Source organism: Salinicola sp. MIT1003 (assembly GCF_001858555.1).
Classification (GTDB): domain Bacteria; phylum Pseudomonadota; class Gammaproteobacteria; order Pseudomonadales; family Halomonadaceae; genus Salinicola; species Salinicola salarius.
This window is the reverse complement of sequence record NZ_MCAP01000060.1, coordinates 71,832-91,509: the sequence shown is the minus strand read 5'-3', so window position 1 is coordinate 91,509 and position 19,678 is coordinate 71,832. Positions and strand designations below refer to the sequence as shown.

Annotated in this window: 15 protein-coding genes and 2 tRNA genes; 12 read left to right on the top strand and 5 right to left on the bottom strand. The window is 60.6% G+C overall.

Features of this window, described 5'->3' with window-relative positions; translation table 11 throughout:
• Positions 1-130: 130 nt before the first annotated feature.
• On the bottom strand, positions 131-739 hold the full coding sequence (locus tag BC443_RS17825) for a helix-turn-helix transcriptional regulator (RefSeq protein ID WP_083387503.1): 609 nt from the start codon (positions 737-739) through the stop codon (positions 131-133).
• A gap of 306 nt (positions 740-1,045) precedes the next feature.
• Here BC443_RS17825 and gltX point away from each other — a divergent pair, with 306 nt between their 5' ends.
• The 3 genes from gltX to BC443_RS17810 all read left to right on the top strand — a co-directional run bounded on the left by gltX (position 1,046) and on the right by BC443_RS17810 (position 2,805).
• On the top strand, positions 1,046-2,524 hold the full coding sequence (gltX, locus tag BC443_RS17820) for a glutamate--tRNA ligase (protein WP_071233223.1): 1,479 nt from the start codon (positions 1,046-1,048) through the stop codon (positions 2,522-2,524).
• A gap of 101 nt (positions 2,525-2,625) precedes the next feature.
• Positions 2,626-2,701, top strand: a tRNA-Ala gene (locus BC443_RS17815).
• A gap of 28 nt (positions 2,702-2,729) precedes the next feature.
• Positions 2,730-2,805, top strand: a tRNA-Glu gene (locus BC443_RS17810).
• A 386-nt stretch (positions 2,806-3,191) separates the two neighbouring features.
• Here the strand turns inward: BC443_RS17810 and gltA are convergent.
• The gene (gene gltA, locus BC443_RS17805; RefSeq protein WP_071233222.1) at positions 3,192-4,478 is read right to left on the bottom strand and encodes a citrate synthase; all 1,287 of its coding nucleotides are present in this window, start codon (positions 4,476-4,478) and stop codon (positions 3,192-3,194) included.
• Between the two features lie 494 nt (positions 4,479-4,972).
• Between gltA and sdhC the strand changes: the two genes are divergently transcribed.
• From sdhC to sucD, 9 genes are all read left to right on the top strand, one after another.
• Positions 4,973-5,350, top strand: coding sequence for a succinate dehydrogenase, cytochrome b556 subunit (sdhC, locus tag BC443_RS17800; RefSeq protein ID WP_071233221.1), 378 nt, complete (start codon positions 4,973-4,975; stop codon positions 5,348-5,350).
• Positions 5,344-5,691 carry a succinate dehydrogenase, hydrophobic membrane anchor protein gene (gene sdhD, locus BC443_RS17795; protein ID WP_071233220.1) on the top strand — a complete coding sequence of 116 codons (348 nt, stop codon included), beginning with the start codon at positions 5,344-5,346 and terminating at the stop codon, positions 5,689-5,691. Before sdhC ends, sdhD begins: the two co-directional genes overlap by 7 nt.
• A gap of 3 nt (positions 5,692-5,694) precedes the next feature.
• On the top strand, positions 5,695-7,467 hold the full coding sequence (sdhA, locus tag BC443_RS17790) for a succinate dehydrogenase flavoprotein subunit (RefSeq protein WP_071233219.1): 1,773 nt from the start codon (positions 5,695-5,697) through the stop codon (positions 7,465-7,467).
• 14 nt (positions 7,468-7,481) lie between these two features.
• Positions 7,482-8,192: a succinate dehydrogenase iron-sulfur subunit gene (locus BC443_RS17785; RefSeq protein ID WP_071233218.1), complete on the top strand. Its 711-nt coding sequence runs from the start codon at positions 7,482-7,484 to the stop codon at positions 8,190-8,192.
• A gap of 259 nt (positions 8,193-8,451) precedes the next feature.
• Positions 8,452-11,283: a 2-oxoglutarate dehydrogenase E1 component gene (locus BC443_RS17780; RefSeq protein WP_071233217.1), complete on the top strand. Its 2,832-nt coding sequence runs from the start codon at positions 8,452-8,454 to the stop codon at positions 11,281-11,283.
• 51 nt (positions 11,284-11,334) lie between these two features.
• On the top strand, positions 11,335-12,921 hold the full coding sequence (gene odhB / locus BC443_RS17775) for a 2-oxoglutarate dehydrogenase complex dihydrolipoyllysine-residue succinyltransferase (RefSeq protein ID WP_071233216.1): 1,587 nt from the start codon (positions 11,335-11,337) through the stop codon (positions 12,919-12,921).
• A gap of 83 nt (positions 12,922-13,004) precedes the next feature.
• On the top strand, positions 13,005-14,456 hold the full coding sequence (lpdA, locus tag BC443_RS17770; RefSeq protein WP_071233215.1) for a dihydrolipoyl dehydrogenase: 1,452 nt from the start codon (positions 13,005-13,007) through the stop codon (positions 14,454-14,456).
• A 120-nt stretch (positions 14,457-14,576) separates the two neighbouring features.
• Complete coding sequence (sucC, locus tag BC443_RS17765; RefSeq protein ID WP_071233214.1) at positions 14,577-15,743, top strand: ADP-forming succinate--CoA ligase subunit beta; 1,167 nt, start codon at positions 14,577-14,579, stop codon at positions 15,741-15,743.
• Positions 15,743-16,615, top strand: coding sequence for a succinate--CoA ligase subunit alpha (sucD, locus tag BC443_RS17760; RefSeq protein ID WP_071233213.1), 873 nt, complete (start codon positions 15,743-15,745; stop codon positions 16,613-16,615). The genes sucC and sucD overlap by 1 nt, the downstream gene beginning before the upstream one ends.
• Before the next feature lie 114 nt (positions 16,616-16,729).
• Here the strand turns inward: sucD and BC443_RS17755 are convergent, their stop codons facing one another.
• The 3 genes from BC443_RS17755 to BC443_RS17745 are packed head-to-tail and all read right to left on the bottom strand — an operon-like array spanning position 16,730 to position 19,675.
• Positions 16,730-17,737, bottom strand: a complete 1,008-nt coding sequence (locus BC443_RS17755) for a lysylphosphatidylglycerol synthase transmembrane domain-containing protein (protein ID WP_071233212.1) — start codon at positions 17,735-17,737, stop codon at positions 16,730-16,732.
• The gene (locus BC443_RS17750; RefSeq protein ID WP_071233211.1) at positions 17,734-18,549 is read right to left on the bottom strand and encodes a polysaccharide deacetylase family protein; all 816 of its coding nucleotides are present in this window, start codon (positions 18,547-18,549) and stop codon (positions 17,734-17,736) included. The genes BC443_RS17755 and BC443_RS17750 overlap by 4 nt, the downstream gene beginning before the upstream one ends.
• Entirely contained in the window at positions 18,542-19,675 is a 1,134-nt protein-coding gene (locus tag BC443_RS17745) for a glycosyltransferase family 1 protein (protein WP_071233210.1), read from the bottom strand. The genes BC443_RS17750 and BC443_RS17745 overlap by 8 nt, the downstream gene beginning before the upstream one ends.
• Between the last annotated feature and the right edge of the window lie 3 nt (positions 19,676-19,678).

Genomic DNA, 19,678 nt, shown 5'->3' with positions numbered 1-19,678 from the left:
GTGATTCAGCGATCGCCGCGTGGCCGGATCGGCACTGTCTACATTGCGAATTCCAGACTACAGATTTCAAACTCCGAATTTCAGGCAAGGAATTTCAGGCCTGAATTCCAGGGTACGGCTATCCAGGCTGCTACTGACGACACCAGCGGGCTCTGATATAGCCTACGATGCGAAAGGGGGGGTGGCGGACGCTTTCCACGGTCGCGCCTTGAAGCTGTTCACCGCTGACCCGCATTCTGCCGGAAGCGAGATGTTCCAGATACTGGATCTGCAACAGACCCTCGCGCTCCAGCAGATACAGTCCGTCCTGCTGGAACTTGTCGCAAGGCGCGATGGCGGCGAGGTCTCCTTCGAACAGAAAATCGAAAGACTCGTTCTCTGCTGGCGTTACCAGGTGACAGTCCTGGGTCAGCATCTGCAGCGTGGACATCTCTCCCGGTTCGTCCTCCCGCTGCTCCCAGGGTGCAGCAAGGTTCGCCTGCAGGCTGAGCACGGTCCCGCCTGACGTACGAGAGGCGGCCGCCATTGCGTTTAACGAGTCATCATCGAGCAGCTGTTTGATCGAGCAGCACAGCGCCGAGGTCAGCGCGACCAGGCGCTCATGGCCGATCTGCTTGATCGTGCCTGATTCCCAGTAGGAGATCGTGACGTCGGAGACGCCTACCCGTCTTGCGAGCGCGGCCTTGCTCATGCCGGCCTGAAGGCGTAGCTGTTTGATTCGTGGTCCTAACCCGTCCATCCATGAATCTCGCCTGCGTTATTGATGCAGTGAGGATATCCACTCACCGCCGAAGTATGTTTCGGGTTACGAACTTGTCGCCCGAAACCTTCTGGAAATTCTTATCGTGATTCATGTTTGCGGTCGTCTGCGCGTGCCGGGAGGACGGAAAGCCGGCACCTTGGAATTGCAGTCGATCAGTCCGATAGTAGTCCCTCGTCGGCATTGCCACCATCGAAAAGCGCCGAAGACGACGAGTCGAGCGCTGCAGCCCATCGCCTTGGGGGCGTATAATGTGGCGGCTCGTTCATCAACGGAATGGATTTCATGACGGTACGCACGCGTATTGCGCCTTCGCCCACCGGCGATCCGCACGTCGGCACGGCTTACATCGCTCTCTTCAATCTCTGCTTCGCTCGCCAGCATGGTGGGCAGTTCGTTCTGCGCATCGAGGATACCGACCGCCAGCGTTCTACGCCTGAGTCGGAACAGATGATTCTCGATTCTCTGCGCTGGCTGGGGCTGGACTGGGACGAAGGGCCGGATGTCGGTGGCCCTCACGGCCCCTATCGGCAAAGCGAGCGCGGTGATATCTACGCCGAGCATGCCCAACAGCTGCTGGAGCGCGGACACGCCTTCAAATGCTATCGCACCAGCGAAGAACTCGATGCCTTGCGCGATGAACGCAAGGCAGCGGGGCTCCATCTGGCGCTGAAGCCGCAGGATCTCGCGCTGGATCCGGAGGAACAGCGGCGGCGGGAGGCCGAGGGCTATCCCTATGTCATACGCATGAACGTGCCTTCCGAAGGCGTGTGCGAAGTCGACGACATGCTGCGCGGGCGGATCGAGGTCGACTGGGCTCAGGTAGATGCCCAGATTCTGATGAAATCGGACGGTATGCCGACCTATCATCTCGCCAATGTGGTCGACGATCACCTGATGGGAATCACTCACGTCCTCAGAGGCGAGGAGTGGATCAATTCGGCGCCCAAGCACAAGCTGCTTTACGAATATTTCGGCTGGTCCATGCCGCAGCTGTGTCATATGCCGCTGCTTCGCAATCCCGACAAGTCGAAGCTGTCCAAGCGCAAGAACCCTACCTCGATCAACTACTATCGGCGCATGGGATTCCTGCCGCAGGCCGTGACCAACTATCTGGGCCGGATGGGGTGGTCGATGCCGGACGAGCGCGAGAAATTCAGCCTCGACGACATGATGGCCCATTTCGACATACAGCGGGTCTCGCTGGGGGGGCCGGTATTCGATCTCGACAAGCTGACTTGGCTCAATGGTGTCTACATTCGAGAAGACCTCGATGACGCGGCGCTGTTGAAAGCGTTGCGCGACTGGGCGTTCAACGAGGCGTATATCGGCCAGATCCTGCCGCAGATCCGTCCGCGTATCTCGACGCTGTCGGATGCCATGCCGCTGGCCGGACATTTCTTCGCGGGGCTGCCCGACGTTCGCGAGGCCAGCTTTGCCGATCTCGACCTCGAGCGCGATACCTTGGTGGCGCTGTTGCAGTTCCTGGTCTGGCGACTGGAAACCGTGACGCGCTGGGAAAAGGAGGAGCTGCTGGCCCAGGTCAAGCTTCTGGCCGAGCACTTCGAGTTGAAGATGAAAGCCTTTCTGGCCCCCGTGTTCATCGCGGTAACGGGCAGTGCCCATTCGACATCGGTACTCGATGCGATGGCGATTCTCGGCTCGGACATGACACGGGCCCGTCTCCGGCATGCTATCGAGGTGCTGGGTGGCGTTTCCAAGAAGCAGGCCAAGCGTCTGGAAAAGCAGTATCGGGAGCTATAGCGGGCCAGGACGCCGGCACGGATCGAACCGTTGAGTTTTTCTGGCAATAAAGCGTTGACTTATCAGTGGGATGACCGTATATTTCGCCCCGTTCTTGAGACGGGGCCTTAGCTCAGCTGGGAGAGCGCAACACTGGCAGTGTTGAGGTCAGCGGTTCGATCCCGCTAGGCTCCACCAAGGAACCGGCCGACAGGCTGTTTTCCGCGTCCCATTCGTCTAGTGGTCCAGGACACCGCCCTTTCACGGCGGTAACAGGGGTTCGAACCCCCTATGGGACGCCACTCTATTTCCTTCCTTCCATTTCTTCTTCGATACCGGATTCTCCAGGTATCTGCAGCTGTTGATAACCTCTCCAATTTTGCTGTCGAAGTGCTTGACATCGGCAAGCTTTTCCACTGTTCGTTCCTCGCTTGCTGGCGCCAATGCTAACTTGCTGAAAATACGTGGATGTAGATTTTTCTCATTAAAATCAGTAAGTTATATTTGATTAAAATTTAGTCAATCTGCTGCCAGGGCGCTTCTGAAGGCGGTTTCGTGACATTATCGAAGGGTTTTGAACAGGGTTATCCACAGGAAGTGTGGAAATCTTTTGTGCCGCTGGGCAGGCACAAAAAAGCCGCCGACAGAAGTCGGCGGCTTGCGTTCCGGCACTGGATCAGGTTAGGCGTTATTTCTTGGGGTAATCGCGCTTGTCATAGCCGGTATAGAGCTGGCGAGGCCGGCTGATACGATAGCCGTTGGTGATCATCTCGTTCCAGTGAGAGATCCAGCCGACAGTTCGTGCCATCGCGAAGATAACGGTGAACATGTTGGTCGGAATGCCGATGGCCTTGAGAATGATGCCGGAATAGAAGTCTACGTTGGGGTAGAGCTTGCGCTCGATGAAGTATTCGTCTTCCAGGGCGATCTGCTCCAGGCGCTTGGCGATCTGCAGTTGCGGGTCGTCGCCGATCCCCAGCTCGCCCAGCACCTCGTCGCAGGTCTCCTTCATCACTTTGGCGCGAGGGTCGAAGTTGCGGTAGACCCGATGACCGAAGCCCATCAGCTTGAACGGATCCTCCTTGTCCTTGGCCTTGTCGATGAAGCGCTGGATGTTTTCTTCGGAGTCGTCGCCGATCTCGTCCAGCATGGCCAGGACCGCCTCGTTGGCGCCGCCGTGCGCCGGCCCCCAGAGTGCAGCGATGCCGGCACTGATGCAGGCGAAAGGATTGGCGCCGGTGGAGCCTGCCAGGCGTACGGTGGAGGTCGAAGCGTTCTGCTCGTGATCGGCGTGCAGCATGAAGATACGATCCATCGCCTTGGCGATGACCGGATTGACCTCGTAGTTCTCGCACGGATTGCCGAACATCATGTACAGGAAGTTTTCCGAGTAATTGAGGTCATTACGCGGGTACATGAATGGCTGGCCGATATTGTACTTGTGGCACATCGCCGCCAGGGTCGGCATCTTGGCTATCAGGCGAATGGCACTGACGTGGCGCTGATCGGCCTGCGTGATGTCGAGATTATCGTGATAGAAAGCTGCCAACCCGCCGACGACGCCACAGAGGACGGCCATCGGATGCGCATCACGCCGGAAGCCCTTGTAGAAGTTGACGATCTGCTCGTGAACCATGGTATGGCGGGCAATCGTGCTTCTGAACGTCTCGTACTCTTCGGGAGAGGGCAGCTCGCCGAACATCAGCAGATAGCAGAGCTCTACATAGTTGGAGCTTTCGGCCAGCTGTTCGATGGGGTAGCCACGATGGAGCAGCGTGCCGGCGGCACCATCGATGTAAGTGATGCCGGATTCGCACGAGGCAGTAGCAACGAAGCCAGGGTCGTAGGTAAACAGGCCTTTTGCGGTCAGGCCGCGGACATCGATGACGTCGGGGCCAATGGTACCGGGGTATACCGGTAGCTCAATGGCATTGTCGACACCATCGACCGATAATTTCGCTTTTCTGTCAGCCATCATGGCCTCCTTTATCGTGACATAAGCCTTTGTCTTTACTGCCGTGCGGGCGAAAAATAGTTCGCCCACTATAGATTTCCGCGGGGGATTGTCAATTCGCCTGGGCCTCCCTGGTGCCGTGGCTTCGGCGCTGTTGCCGAGTTGCAAGGTGGCGGAGGGGGCGGGCTTGTGCGAAGGGAGCTCGTTGTTCTGCCAATCTAGCCACTATCATACCAATTGAGTGGGGTAGGCTGACAGTAACGAAAGAATTTGAGCCAAATGTCGACAACCCGAAGGCCGTGCTGGCGCGGTTCTGGCGCATTTCTTCCGTCTTTGGACGCCGGGGCGATTTGTCATACGGTTGCCCAAACCCTATAATCTGCTACCGCACGATATGGCATCGTCAGCCGGTTTGGGCCGCATCGGAACTGCTTCCGCGACCGTGATCCTGCTTCTAAAAACCACCGCCCCTGAACGGGCACAACCCGTCAGGGTTAAGAGAGTGTTTAAGAGCCGTGAATAGCAAACGTCCAGTAAACCTCGACCTATCCACCATCCATTTTCCACTTCCCGCACTCACCTCCATCGCACATCGCATTACCGGCGTCGTCTTGTTCGTCGGGCTGATCTTCGGCTTCTGGGCACTGGATGCTTCGCTGTCCTCTCCCGAGGGGTTCGAATCAGTACGCGACGCGCTGGCGAATAACGTGTTGGCGAAACTGATCGCCTGGGGCCTGCTGTCGGCACTCGGCTTTCACTTCGTGGCGGGAATCAAGCACCTGCTCATGGACACCGGTTACGGTGTCGATCTTGAAGGTGGCAATCGCAAGGCGCAAATCACGGTCGTGATCAGTGCTGTCCTGGTGGTTCTGGCGGGAGTCTGGGTATGGTAACCAATATTACGAATCTCGGTCGCAGCGGGCTGTCGGACTGGCTCATTCAGCGCGTGTCCGCCGTCGTTCTGGCGCTTTACACGCTGTTCGTCGTGGCCTACCTGCTGTTCCATCCCAATCTGGACTACGCCACCTGGAGTGGCCTGTTCGCCCAGACCTGGATGCGTATCTTTTCCTTGCTGGCCTTCATTTCCATGGCCGCTCACGCTTGGGTCGGTCTGTGGACGGTTTCCACCGACTATCTCAAACACACCGGTGTTCGCTTCGGCTTCCAGGCCATCGTGATTCTCGCCATCTTCGTTTTTCTGGTGTGGGGCGTTCAAGTCCTCTGGGGAGCCTGATTCATGTCTACCATGCGTAACCTGACATTCGACGCCATCATCATCGGTGGTGGCGGTTCCGGCCTGCGAGCGGCGCTCGAGCTGGCCAAATCCGGCAAGAAGACTGCCGTGCTGTCCAAGGTCTTTCCGACCCGTTCGCACACGGTGTCCGCACAGGGCGGTATTACCTGTGCCATTGCCTCGGCCGATCCCAACGACGATTGGCGCTGGCACATGTACGACACCGTCAAGGGTGGCGACTACATCGCAGACCAGGACGCCGCGGAGTACCTGTGTTCCGAGGGCCCCAAGGCGGTCTTCGAACTCGAGCACATGGGGCTGCCGTTTTCACGCTTCGACAATGGCCGTATCTACCAGCGTCCTTTCGGTGGTCAGTCCAAGGACTTCGGCAAGGGTGGCCAGGCAGCGCGTACCTGCGCGGCTGCAGACCGTACCGGCCATGCGCTGCTGCACACGTTGTATCAGAACAATCTGAAAAACAACACCGTCTTCCTGGACGAGTGGTATGCCATCGATCTGGTGAAGAACGCCAACGGCGACGTGGTCGGTTGTATTGCGCTGTGCATCGAAACCGGCGAAGTCGTGCACGTCAAATCCAAGGCGACGGTTCTGGCGACCGGCGGGGCGGGGCGTATCTTCGCCTCCACCACGAACGCGCTGATCAACACCGGCGATGGCATCGGCATGGCACTGCGCGCTGGCTTCCCGATGCAGGACATGGAAATGTGGCAGTTCCACCCCACCGGTATCTACGGTGCGGGGACGTTGGTCACGGAAGGTTGCCGCGGTGAAGGTGGTTACCTGATCAACAAGGACGGCGAGCGCTTCATGGAGCGTTACGCGCCCAATGCCAAGGATCTCGCCGGACGTGACGTCGTGGCGCGCTCCATGGTCATGGAGGTGCTGGAAGGCCGTGGTTGCGGCGAGAATGGCGATCACGTCATGCTGAAGCTCGACCACCTGGGCGAAGAGGTGTTGATGAAGCGCCTGCCAGGGATCGTCGAGCTCTCCAAGACCTTCGCGCACGTGGATCCGGTCAAGGAGCCGATTCCGGTCACGCCGACCTGCCACTACATGATGGGAGGTATTCCCACCAACGTGCATGGGCAGGCCATCATGCAGGATGGCAATGGCAACGATCAGATCATCAATGGTCTGTTTGCCTGCGGTGAAGCTGCTTGCGTCTCGGTTCACGGCGCCAATCGCCTGGGCGGTAACTCGCTGCTCGATCTGGTGGTGTTCGGTCGTGCCGCCGGCATCTACATCGACAAGGCGCTCAGCGAAGGCATCGAGTATCTCGAGGCTTCCGCATCGGATGTCGAGCGTGCCACGAGCCGCCTGGCGCGCTGGAACGAGTCCAGTGGCGGCGAGTCGGTTTCCGAGCTCAAGGCCGAGCTGCAGAACACGATGCAGAACGCATTCGGTGTCTTCCGCCAGGAAGACAACATGCAGGAAGGCGTCAAGAAACTGGCGGAGCTGCGCGAGCGTATCGGGCAGGCGCATCTGGGCGACAAGTCCGACGTCTTCAACACGGCGCGTGTCGAGGCGCTCGAGCTAGACAATCTACTGGAAGTGGCCGAAGCCACCGCCATCGCTGCGCTGGAGCGCAAGGAGAGCCGTGGGGCTCACTCTCGCTACGATTATCCGGATCGCGATGACGTCAACTGGCTCAAGCACTCGCTCTTCAATCCGGGCGAGAAGACCGTGACCAAGCGTGAAGTCAACTTCACGCCCAAGACGGTCGACACCTTCGAGCCGAAAGTCCGTACCTATTAAGAGGGTTGTCACCGATGTCCAGTCTTCAGGTTTCCGTTTATCGCTACAACCCTGAGACCGACTCCGCACCGTACATGCAGGAGTTCCAGATCGATACCCAGGGGCGCGATCTGATGGTTCTCAACATCCTGACCATGATCAAGGATCAAGATAGCTCGATGGCGTTTCGTCGCAGCTGCCGCGAGGGCGTTTGCGGCTCTGACGGGATGAACATGAACGGCACCAACGGCCTGGCATGCATCACGCCGCTGTCGTCCGTGGTCAAGGACAACAAGCTGGTGCTGCGGCCGCTGCCTGGCCTGCCTGTCATGCGTGACCTGGTGGTCGACATGGGGCTGTTCTACAAGCAGTACGAGCGTATGCAGCCGTATCTGCAGAACGATACGGCAGCGCCGGCGATCGAGCGTCTGCAGTCCCCGGAAGAGCGTGACAAGCTGGACGGTCTGTACGAGTGCATTCTGTGTGCCTGCTGCTCGACCTCCTGCCCGTCGTTCTGGTGGAACCCGGACAAGTTCGTCGGCCCGGCCGGTCTCTTGCAGGCCTACCGTTTCCTGGCGGACTCTCGCGACAACGCGACGCAGGCCCGCCTGGCCGAACTGGAAGATCCGTTCAGCCTGTTCCGGTGTCGCGGCATCATGAACTGTGTCGCGGTTTGTCCCAAGGGGCTGAATCCGACTCGGGCGATCGGAAAAATCCGTGAAATGCTGCTGTCCAACGCGACTTGATGGTCAGGGGCGGCATCTACGACTTAAATCGTAGCGCTTGGCTTGTTATCATGTCGCCACGCTATTGGCTGCGACGCGTTGTCGCAGCCGATTTAGCTCAAGATATTGGCCGGTGCCTCGCGCACCGGCTTTTAACGATCATGACGACGCCTTGAATTGGCATGGTCGTTGGCCGTCTCGCGACGGTTCCGGAGTGACGCCGAGGCGCGCAGCTGCGGCCGGCGCCGACAACACCCCATCAGTGTAGGGTGAACGAGAGATGCAAGAAGGCATAATGGAGTTGATGTGGCGCACTTCCCATATGAGCGGCGGCAACGCCCACTATGTGGAAGCGCTCTACGAGCAGTATCTGAATGACCCCGCGACTGTCCCCGATGAATGGCGCCAAGCGTTTGATCAGTTGCCGCGCCTGGAAGGCACTCCCTCCCAAGACGTTCCTCTCAGCCCCATTCGGGAACAGTTCTACCAGCTGGCGCGCGAGCGTCGTCCCACCGTATCGGCTGCCACCGGCAGCAGCGAAAACCGTAAGCAGGTCAAGGTTCTTCAACTGATCAATGCCTATCGGTTCCGTGGCCATCAGCGTGCCAATATCGATCCGCTCGGTTTGCGCAAGCCCGATACGGTCCCCGACCTCGATTTCTCTTTCCATGACCTGACCCAGGCCGACATGAACACCGAGTTCCAGACCGGTTCGTTCTTCCTGGGCAAGGAAGAGGCGCCGCTCAAGGAGATCGTCGAGGCGCTGGAGCAGACCTACTGCCGCTCGATCGGCTGTGAGTTCATGCACATCGTCAACACCGAAGAGAAGCGTTGGCTGCAGCAGCGCTTCGAGTCGGTGCGTTCCAAGCCGAAGTACAGCCAGAGCGAACGGGAGCATCTGCTCGAGCGCCTGACCGCCGCCGAAGGGCTGGAAAGCTATCTTGCTTCCAAGTATCCCGGCACCAAGCGTTTCGGCCTGGAGGGTGGCGAATCCTTCATTCCGATGATGGACGAGGTAATCCAGCGCAGCGGCAACTACGGCGTCAAGGAAGTGGTGATCGGCATGGCCCACCGCGGCCGTCTCAACCTGCTGGTCAATATCCTTGGCAAGAGCCCGTCGGAACTGATCGACGAGTTCGACGGCAAGAAGCAGATCGAGCAAGGGTCGGGCGACGTCAAATATCACCAGGGCTTCAGCTCCAACGTGATGACGCCCGGAGGCGAGGTCCACCTGGCGCTGGCGTTCAACCCGTCGCATCTGGAAATCGTTTCGCCGGTGGTGGAAGGGTCCGTTCGCGCTCGTCAGGATCGCCGCCAGGACGTCGAAGGCAAGCAGGTCTTGCCGGTCGTGGTGCATGGCGATGCCGCCTTCGCCGGTCAGGGCGTGGTGATGGAAACCTTCCAGATGTCGCAGACCCGCGGTTATAAGACCGGCGGCACGCTGCACATCGTGATCAACAATCAGGTCGGTTTCACGACGTCTCGCGCCGATGACGCGCGTTCCACCGAGTATTGCACCGATATCGCCAAGATGGTTCAGGCGCCGATCTTCCACGTCAATGGTGACGATCCGGAAGCGGTGTTGCATGCGACCCGGGTCGCCGTCGACTATCGCAAGGAGTTCCAGCGCGATGTCGTCATCGATCTGGTCTGCTACCGTCGCCGGGGACACAACGAGGCCGACGAACCTTCCGGTACGCAGCCGCTGATGTACGCCAAGATCAAGTCGCACAAGTCGACGCGTACCCTGTACGTGGAGCAGCTGATCAAGGAAGGCGTGCTGACCGAGGATCAGGCCAAGCAGATGGGCGAGCAGTATCGCGACGACCTGATGGCCGGCAATCACGTTGCCAATGCCCTGGTCAAGCAGCCCAATACGGGCTTGTTCGTCGACTGGACGCCGTATCTCGGCCACGAGTGGAGCGGCGACACCGATACCAGCTGTGATCTCGAACATCTGACGCAACTGGCGCAGAAGATGAGCGAGATTCCCAACGGGATCGACGTGCAGCGGCAGGTGGCGCGAGTCTATGAAGAGCGGCGCAAGATGCTGGCCGGCAACCAGCCGCTCAACTGGGGCTTTGCCGAAACGCTGGCTTACGCCACCCTGGTCGATGCCGGTCATCCGGTCCGCCTGACCGGGCAGGATACCGGCCGCGGGACGTTCTCCCACCGTCATGCCGTGGTGCATAACCAGGCCGACGCCTCGACTTATGTTCCGCTTCAGCACATCAAGGACGATCAGCCCTCGTTTGCCATCTATGACTCCTTCCTTTCGGAAGAGGCCGTGCTGGCTTTCGAATACGGCTATGCGACGACTGCGCCCAACTCGTTGATCATCTGGGAAGCCCAGTTCGGTGACTTCTTCAACGGTGCGCAGGTCGTGGTCGACCAGTTCATCTCCTCGGGCGAGTCGAAATGGGCGCGTCTGTGCGGACTGACGCTGCTGTTGCCGCATGGATACGAAGGCCAGGGCCCTGAGCATTCCTCGGCGCGTCTGGAGCGTTTCCTGCAGCTGTGCGCCGAGCACAACATGCAGGTCTGCGTACCGACCACGCCGGCCCAGATCTTCCACTTGCTGCGCCGCCAGGTAATCCGTCCGCTGCGCAAGCCGCTGGTGGTGTTGTCGCCGAAGAGCCTGCTGCGCCACAAGGACGCGACTTCGACCATGGAAGAGCTGGCCGAAGGCCGTTTCCAGATGGTCATCCCCGACGTTGGCGAACGGGATCCCCAGCAGGTCAAGCGAGCCGTCCTCTGCTCGGGCAAGGTCTACTACGATCTGGCGACCTATCGTTCTGAAAACGAGCGTGACGACACGGCAATCATCCGTGTCGAGCAGCTCTACCCGTTCCCCAAGGACGAGCTGCTGGAAGCGCTCAGGACCTATCCGAATTTGGAGCAGGTCGTCTGGTGTCAGGAAGAGCCGCTCAACCAGGGCGCCTGGTATCAGAGCCAGCATCATCTGCGCCTGGTGGCGAGCATGGTGCGCGAAGGGTTGGATCACAGCCTCAAGTTTGCTGGTCGTCCGGCATCCGCCGCGCCAGCCGCAGGCTATATGTCTGTCCACGTGGCACAACAGAGCCAACTGGTCGACGACGCTTTCAACGCGTAAGGCGCCTTGCCGCTGAGACAGGCGCGAGAGAAAAGAGACTAAGGATACGACATGGCTACTGATATCAAAGCGCCGAGTTTTCCCGAATCCGTTGCCGAGGGAACGGTCGCCACTTGGCACAAGAAAGTGGGCGATAGCGTCGAGCGCGATGAGTTGATCGTCGAGATCGAAACCGACAAGGTCGTCCTCGAAGTGGTGGCGCCCGAGGCCGGCACGCTCTCCGAGATCAAGATCGAGGAAGGCGATACCTGCGAGTCCGAGCAGGTGCTGGGCGTTCTCGGTGCCGCCTCCGAAGGTGGCAAGAGCGAGGCCAAGAGCGAAGAAAAATCAGGCGGTGAGCAGAAGTCGGGCGGTGAAGAGAAGGCGGCTGCCAAGCCCGCTGCCGCCGGCAAGAGCTTTGACGTCAAGGCGCCGAGCTTCCCGGAATCCGTGCAGGAAGGTACCGTCGCCAGCTGGAACAAGAAAGTCGGCGAAGCGGTCAAGCGTGACGAGGTGCTGGCCGAAATCGAGACCGACAAGGTCGTGCTGGAAGTGGTCGCCCCCGCCGACGGCGCGCTTTCCGAGATCAAGGTTCAGGAAGGCGAAGTCGTCGAGTCCGAAGCCCTGCTGGCAACCTTCTCCGAAGGCGCAGATGGTGAAGGCGCCGGTAGTGGAAAAGAGAGCGGTGCTTCCGCCGAATCCGCCGGTGACCAGGACGAGGCGACTGCCGCCGACGGTGAAGAGGATGCCAAGGTCGACGGCAAGATTCTGGCACCGGCGGCACGCAAACTCGCCGCGGAAAACGATCTCGACGTGAGCAAGATCGAAGGCACCGGCAAAGGCGGTCGCGTTCTGAAGGAAGACGTTCAGAAGGCGATCAAGGACGGTTCGGCGAAGAAGTCCGCCAAGCCGGCCGCCGCGGCACCCAAGGCTGCTGCCGCCCCGGCGGTCGAGGGCGAGCGTCCCGAGCAGCGCGTGCCGATGAGCCGCCTGCGTCAGACCATCGCCAAGCGCCTGGTGCAGGCTCAGCAGACCGCCGCCATGCTGACCACCTACAACGAGGTGGACATGAGTGCGGTCATGGCGCTGCGCAGCCAGTACAAGGACACCTTCCTCAAGGCGCACGACGTCAAGCTCGGTTTCATGGGCTTCTTCGTCAAGGCAGCGACCGAAGCGCTCAAGCGCTTCCCGGACGTCAACGCCTCCATCGATGGTACCGACATCGTCTACCACGGTTATCAGGATATCGGCGTCGCCGTTTCCACCCCGCGTGGCCTGGTCGTGCCGGTGCTGCGTGATACCGACAGCATGAAGCTGGCCGACGTCGAGAAGGCGATCGGCGACTTCGGCAAGCGGGGTCGTGAGGGCAAGCTCGGCATCGAGGACATGCAGGGCGGTACCTTCACTATCACCAACGGCGGTATCTTCGGCTCGCTGATGTCCACCCCGATCCTGAATCCGCCGCAGACCGCGATCCTGGGTATGCACAAGATCCAGGAGCGTCCGATGGCGGTGAATGGCAAGGTCGAGATTCGCCCGATGATGTACCTCGCCGTTTCCTACGACCACCGCATGATCGATGGCAAGGATGCGGTCCAGTTCCTGGTGGCGATCAAGTCGCTGCTGGAAGATCCGGCGCGCCTGCTGCTGGACATCTGAGCGTATTCGATCTCTAAACTCCGGACTTTCGATTCGCCGGGTTCGCCCGGCGAATGGCAAACGAAGCGAACAGGAAATATCTCATGGCCGATAAATTCGATGTGATCGTCATTGGCGCGGGCCCTGGAGGCTACGTCGCCGCGATCCACGCCGCTCAGCTGGGTCTCAAGACGGCCTGCGTCGAGAAGTGGGTCAACAAGGAAGGCAAGACGGTCCACGGTGGTACCTGTTTGAACGTGGGTTGTATCCCCTCCAAGGCGTTGCTGGAGACCTCGCACAAGTTCGTCGAGACTCGCGACCATTACGCCGAGATCGGCATCAACGTCGGTGACATTTCTACCGACGTGAAGAAGATGCTGGAGTTCAAGAACAGCGTCATCGCCAAGAATACCGGCGGTATCAGCATGCTGTTCAAATCGAACGGCGTCACCGCGCTGGAAGGCACCGGCAAGCTGCTCGACGGCAAGAAGGTCGAGGTGACCGGTCACGACGGCAAGACCGAAACCTACGAGGCCGATAATGTCATCATCGCCTCCGGTTCGGTGCCGGTTAACATTCCGCCGGCACCGATGACCGACGATGTCATCGTCGACTCAGCCGGTGCGCTGGAGTTCACCGAAGCACCCAAGCGTCTGGGTGTCATCGGCGCCGGTGTCATCGGCCTCGAACTGGGCAGCGTGTGGAATCGCCTGGGTAGTGAAGTCACCGTGCTCGAAGCGCTGGATACGTTCCTGCCGATGGTCGACCAGGCGATCGCCAAGGATGCCCAGAAGCTGTTCAAGAAGCAGGGTCTGGACATCAAGATGGGCGCGCGGGTGACCGGCTCCGAGATCAAGGGCAAGGGCAAGTCCCGCGAAGTCGTGGTCAAGTACACCGACAGCGAAGGCGAGCAGGAGCAGACCTTCGACAAGCTGATCGTCTGTGTCGGGCGCAAGCCTTACACCGAAAATCTGCTCGATGACGCTGCCGGTATCAAGCTCGACGAGCGTGGCTTCATCTTCGTCGATGACCAGTGCCGTACCAACGTCTCCGGCGTCTACGCCATTGGCGACGTGGTCCGTGGTCCGATGCTGGCCCACAAGGCATCCGAAGAGGGCGTCATGGTGGCGGACATCATCGCCGGGCAGAAGCCGGAGATGAATTACGATGCCATCCCCAGCGTCATCTACACTGCCCCGGAAGTGGCATGGGTGGGTATCAACGAGCAGCAGGCCAAGGAGCAGGGCATCGAGGTCAAGACCGGTGCCTTCCCGTTCTCGGCCAGTGGTCGCGCGCTCGCCAACAACGCGCCGGAAGGCATGGTCAAGGTAATCGCCGATGCCGAAACCGACCGCGTTCTCGGTGTCCACATCCTGGGGCAGCACGCTGGCGAGTTGATCGCCCAGGGCGTGATCGCCATGGAATTCGGCTCCAGCGCCGAAGATCTGGCGCTGACCTGCTTCGCGCACCCGACCCTGTCGGAAGCCGTGCACGAAGCGGCGCTGGCCGTCGATGGACACGCCATTCACATGGCCAACCGCAAGAAGCGCAAGTAAGTCTTTCCTTTCGCGTTTCCTGCACTAGGTGCCATTCCCTGTCGGAATGGCACGGGGGCAGCGAGCCGATGTCTCGGCTCGTTGCCATTCGAGTCACATGCAACCTAATGGCATGAATCGATGAACCTTCACGAGTATCAGGGCAAACAGCTGTTTGCCGATTACGGTCTTCCAGTGTCCAAGGGTTTCGCCGTCGACACGCCGGATGAAGCCGCACAGGCCTGCAAGAAAATCGGTGGCGACAAGTGGGTCGTCAAGGCACAGGTTCACGCGGGCGGCCGCGGCAAGGCTGGTGGCGTCAAGCTGGTCGATAGCCCGGAAGCCGCCAAGGCATTCGCCGAGCAGTGGCTGGGCAAGAATCTGGTGACTTATCAGACCGACGAGAAAGGTCAGCCGGTTGCCAAGATCCTGGTCGAGAACTGCACCGATATCGCCAGCGAGCTGTATCTGGGCGCTGTCGTCGATCGCGCCACGCGCCGTGTCGTCTTCATGGCCTCCACCGAAGGCGGTGTCGAGATCGAGAAAGTCGCCGAGGAGACCCCCGAGAAGATCCTCAAGGCCGAAATCGATCCGCTGGTCGGCGCACAGCCGTATCAGGCGCGTGAACTGGCTTTCCAACTGGGCCTGAACAAGGACCAGATCAAGCAGTTCACCAAGATTTTCCTGGGTCTCTCCAAGCTGTTCCACGACAAGGATCTGGCGCTGCTGGAGATCAACCCGCTGGTGATCACCGACGAAGGCAACCTCCACTGCCTCGACGCCAAGATCAACCTCGATGCCAATGCCCTGTATCGTCACCCCGATCTGCAGGCGATGCGTGATCCGTCGCAGGAAGACGAGCGCGAAGCGCATGCCCAGGAGTGGGAACTCAACTACGTTGCGCTCGACGGTAACATCGGCTGCATGGTCAACGGCGCAGGCCTGGCCATGGGCACCATGGATATTGTCAACCTCAACGGCGGCAGCCCGGCCAACTTCCTCGACGTTGGCGGCGGCGCGACCAAGGAGCGTGTGGCGGAAGCGTTCAAGATCATCCTCTCCGATACCAACGTCAAGGCCGTTCTGGTCAACATCTTCGGCGGTATCGTGCGTTGCGACATGATCGCGGAAGGTATCATCGGTGCCGTCGAGCAGGTTGGCGTCAACGTGCCGGTGGTGGTGCGCCTGGAAGGTAACAACGCCGAGCTGGGTGCCGAGAAACTGGCTTCCAGCGGACTCAACATCATCGCTGCTACCAGCCTGACTGACGCGGCTCAGCAGGTCGTCAAAGCGGCGGAGGGCAAGTAATGAGTATCTTGATCGACAAGAATACCAAGGTCATCTGCCAGGGCTTCACTGGCGGCCAGGGGACCTTCCACTCCGAGCAGGCGATTGCCTACGGCACCAACATGGTGGGTGGCGTCACGCCGGGCAAGGGCGGCCAGGAGCATCTGGGCCTGCCGGTGTTCAACACCGTCAAGGAAGCGGTCGAGAAGACCGGTGCGGAAGCCTCCGTCATCTACGTGCCGGCCCCGTTCTGCAAGGATTCGATCCTCGAAGCCGCGAATGCCGGCATCAAGCTGATCGTCTGCATCACCGAAGGCATCCCGACGCTCGACATGCTGGACGTCAAGGTCAAGTGCGACGAATTGGGCGTTCGCCTGATCGGCCCGAACTGCCCGGGCGTGATCACGCCGGGCGAGACCAAGATCGGCATCATGCCGGGTCACATCCACAAGCCGGGCCGCGTCGGTATCGTGTCGCGCTCCGGTACCCTGACCTATGAAGCGGTCAAGCAGACCACTGACCACGGCTTCGGTCAGTCCACCTGCGTGGGCATCGGCGGCGACCCGATTCCGGGTTCCAACTTCATCGACATCCTCGAGATGTTCGAGAACGACCCGCAGACCGAAGCGATCGTCATGATCGGCGAGATCGGCGGCACCGCCGAAGAAGAAGCCGCGGCCTACATCAAGGCCAACGTTTCCAAGCCGGTGGTTTCCTATATCGCGGGCGTTACCGCGCCTCCGGGCAAGCGCATGGGTCACGCCGGTGCGATCATCTCCGGTGGTAAAGGCACTGCGGACGAAAAGTTCGCCGCGTTGGAAGACGCTGGCGTCAAGACCGTACGTTCGCTCGCCGAGATCGGTGATGCGCTGAAGGCGGCTACTGGCTGGTAAGCCGTTGAGCTGACCGCTCGAGACCATGCGTCTCTGTCATCGCCCCGCCAGGTTCGCCTGGCGGGGCGATTGCATTTGCGCGCTCCGTGAATCGCGCTATTCGTCGCTTCGGTATCAGTGCTTGGCGGCGGCTTTCCGTTTGTTCATCATCTGCAGGAACGCCTTGCCGGCGGTGGCGATGAATATCGGGAACCCGGCCAGCAGATAGAAATAGTAGGTGACGAAACGCCAGATCAGCACGGCGGCGGCGGCACTCTGCGCGCCGATCAGCGGCGTCAGCAGCGCGGATGACGTCAGCTCGGCACCGCCTGCGCCACCCGGCAGGAAGCTCAGTTGACCTGCGGCCATCGATACCATCTGAACAAGGAAAGTCCACGCCCAGTCGATATGCTGCCCCAGACCCTGAACGACCAGATAGAGAATGCTGTAACGGATCAGCCAGTGCGCGCAGCAGAGCAGGAAGACGCCCAGCAGCAGCCAACGCGGCAAACGCAACGTTTCCATCAGGGAGTTGCGAAAATGCAGCAGCCGGCGGGCGAAGCCGAAGCGTGAGCGCCGTTTGACGTTGAGCTTGGCCAGCCAGCGACCGGTGACGTGCATGACGCGGGCGTAGTTGCTGAGCGTCAGCCACAGCATCGCCAGTGCCGTGATCAGCAGCAAGGTCGGCAACCCCACCAGCCAGCCGAGTTTGAGATCGACCGCCTCGATCAGTACATAAGCGGCGACGCCCACCAGACCGGAGAGGAAGAACAGCAGATCGGTCAGCTGGTCGACGGCGAAGATGGCGGATGCCTGGGCCGGCCGAATGCCTCGTCGGGCCAGCAGGCCGAGCAGAGTCAATGGCCCGCCGGTGCCACCGGGTGTCGCGCAGATCGCAAATTCGGTGGCCATGACGATCGAAAAGGCGCGGGTCTGGGACAGCTTCCCGGCGCGTCCCGCCAGCAACAATCTCAGACGCAGGGCGTTGAGATTCCAGCAGACGAAGATCATGCCCAGCATCATCAGCAGTTGCGAGGTAGGAAAGCCTCGCAGTTCGGTAACGATGCCGCGTCCACCGATCAGGATCGGTATCGCCAGCGCCGCCACCAGACCCAACGCCAGTAGCCACAGGATGCGCTTCATGCCGCGGGGCGATCCTTGTTCGCCCGGTTGGCAAGATTGCCCGAGGCGAGGTCAGGAGCTTCATGGGCCAGCCAGTCCCGCTTGGTCACCGGCTGTCGTCCATTGTGGAGCAGCTGTTCGACGAGATGCAGCCAGTAGTCGTACGAAGGGCGATGGCGCATGTCCACCGGATGCAGCGCCAGACGTAACAGTTGGGCGTGCTGGAAACGGCGGTACTGGATGGCACTGACCACTCTCGACATGCCGCGTCGCCACGCACTGCGCGCGCTCCAGACGATGCTCGGCGCTTCCAGCGTGGAAGAGGCCGGCAGACGATAGAGCCGTTGCGGGTCGCTGGTATAGGTGAATGGCCGCTCCTGCAGCGCCTCGCGGGTGCCCTGGCTCATCAGCCAGGCCGGGGCCACGAAGCCGCCGTGAGGCCAGCCGCAGGCGTCGAACTGCGCCATGCCTTCATCGAGCAGGGCACCAGCGCGAGCACGATCCAGGGTGTAGAACTCGCCTTCCCAGGTATAGATCCGGCGCATGTAGAAATCGCGCAGCGAGCGCGGCGCCGGGGCATCGTCCCGATGGAAGTAGCCATGCAACGTCAGCTCGTCGCCCAGTTCCAGACGGGTGTCGAGCACGCGGCGCAGGGTGTCGCTGTCGCGACATTCGCCACGGCCGTGGAAGTTGGGCACGACCAGCCAGGTGATGGGAATGCGCCGGCCCAGGCGTTCGCCCAGACGATCGATCGCCTCGACGAATCCGCGATAGTCCGGCCAGGTCTCGGGGGCGATATCGTGGAGTACCAGCGAAAAATGGCGATCATCCATGCTGGGAACCCTGCTGGGCCTCTCCTGCGCCTTCGGTGGCACTGGTCAGTCGGCGATAGTGGGAAAGCAGACCGTCGATGACGATGTCCCAGTCGTGATTGTTTTCCACGTACCGTCGGGCGCGACGGCCGGCTTGGGCGGCATCGTGATTGGAAAACAGCTCTTTCACGGCGCGGGCCATGTCGGCCGGTGAATGCGGCTCGCTCAATAATCCACAGCCCAGCGGCACGTTCTCGGCCAGCGCCCCCGCACGCGCGGCGACGACGGGAATGCCGCTTGCCATCGCTTCCAGCGCGACCAGGCCGAACGTTTCCTGGGTGCCGGCATGGACCAGTGCATCGCTCGATGCCAGCCAGCTCGCGACCTCCTCGGTCGGGGTGTAACGGTCGATCACGCTGACGTTGTCGGGGACACGGCTAGGCATGCTCGGCCCGACCAGCAGCAAGTGATAGCCCTTGCCGAGCAGGCGTGCGGTTTCCAGCAGGTCGTGAAGGTTCTTCTCGCGAGAGCCGCGACCGACAAAGATCAGCAGTTTCGTACCGTCGTCGAGATCGAGCTGCTGGCGCAGCGCCGGGTTCCGGCGACTGGGATGGAATGTCTCCAGGTCGACGCCCAGCGGCTGGATGGCGACCTGTTCGATGCCGAGACGGGTCAGTCGCTCCGCCATCACGCGGCTTGGCGCGAGCACCTGGTCGAACCGCCGGTAGAGCTGGTAGACATAACGCTCCACCAGCTTGTCGATACCGCTGCCCATGCGATTGCTGATCAACCGCGGCAGGTCGGAATGATAGAACCCGACGACGGGGATATCGAGCTTGCGTCCGGCCCGCACGGCAGCCCAGCCGGTCACGTAGGGATCGCCGGCTTCGATGATGTCCGGTGACAGACGAACGAGCTCGCGCTCCCAGCCGCGACGGCGAAGCGGAAATCGATAACCCTGGCTGAACGGCAACGGCGGTGACGGAACTTCATGAATGCCGTTGTGAGTAAAGAGCTGGGATCCGGGTATCAATAGACTGCAGGTAATGCCCGGTCGCTTGGCAAGGCGCCGATGCTTGGCATCGAGGTAAGTACGAACCCCGCCGCTGGCGGGGGCATAGAACATCGTGACGTCGGCAATGTGCAACGA

Excerpts from the sequence above, each read along its gene's own strand:
- odhB (WP_071233216.1), top strand. The coding sequence starts at position 11,335 with ATGGCTACTGATATCAAAGCGCCGAGTTTTCCCGAATCCGTTGCCGAG.
- gltX (WP_071233223.1), top strand. The coding sequence starts at position 1,046 with ATGACGGTACGCACGCGTATTGCGCCTTCGCCCACCGGCGATCCGCAC.
- sdhD (WP_071233220.1), top strand. The coding sequence starts at position 5,344 with ATGGTAACCAATATTACGAATCTCGGTCGCAGCGGGCTGTCGGACTGG.
- sucC (WP_071233214.1), top strand. The coding sequence starts at position 14,577 with ATGAACCTTCACGAGTATCAGGGCAAACAGCTGTTTGCCGATTACGGT.
- gltA (WP_071233222.1), bottom strand. The coding sequence starts at position 4,478 with ATGGCTGACAGAAAAGCGAAATTATCGGTCGATGGTGTCGACAATGCC.
- BC443_RS17825 (WP_083387503.1), bottom strand. The coding sequence starts at position 739 with ATGGACGGGTTAGGACCACGAATCAAACAGCTACGCCTTCAGGCCGGC.
- BC443_RS17785 (WP_071233218.1), top strand. The coding sequence starts at position 7,482 with ATGTCCAGTCTTCAGGTTTCCGTTTATCGCTACAACCCTGAGACCGAC.
- BC443_RS17755 (WP_071233212.1), bottom strand. The coding sequence starts at position 17,737 with ATGAAGCGCATCCTGTGGCTACTGGCGTTGGGTCTGGTGGCGGCGCTG.
- sdhA (WP_071233219.1), top strand. The coding sequence starts at position 5,695 with ATGTCTACCATGCGTAACCTGACATTCGACGCCATCATCATCGGTGGT.
- lpdA (WP_071233215.1), top strand. The coding sequence starts at position 13,005 with ATGGCCGATAAATTCGATGTGATCGTCATTGGCGCGGGCCCTGGAGGC.
- sucD (WP_071233213.1), top strand. The coding sequence starts at position 15,743 with ATGAGTATCTTGATCGACAAGAATACCAAGGTCATCTGCCAGGGCTTC.
- BC443_RS17780 (WP_071233217.1), top strand. The coding sequence starts at position 8,452 with ATGCAAGAAGGCATAATGGAGTTGATGTGGCGCACTTCCCATATGAGC.
- BC443_RS17750 (WP_071233211.1), bottom strand. The coding sequence starts at position 18,549 with ATGGATGATCGCCATTTTTCGCTGGTACTCCACGATATCGCCCCCGAG.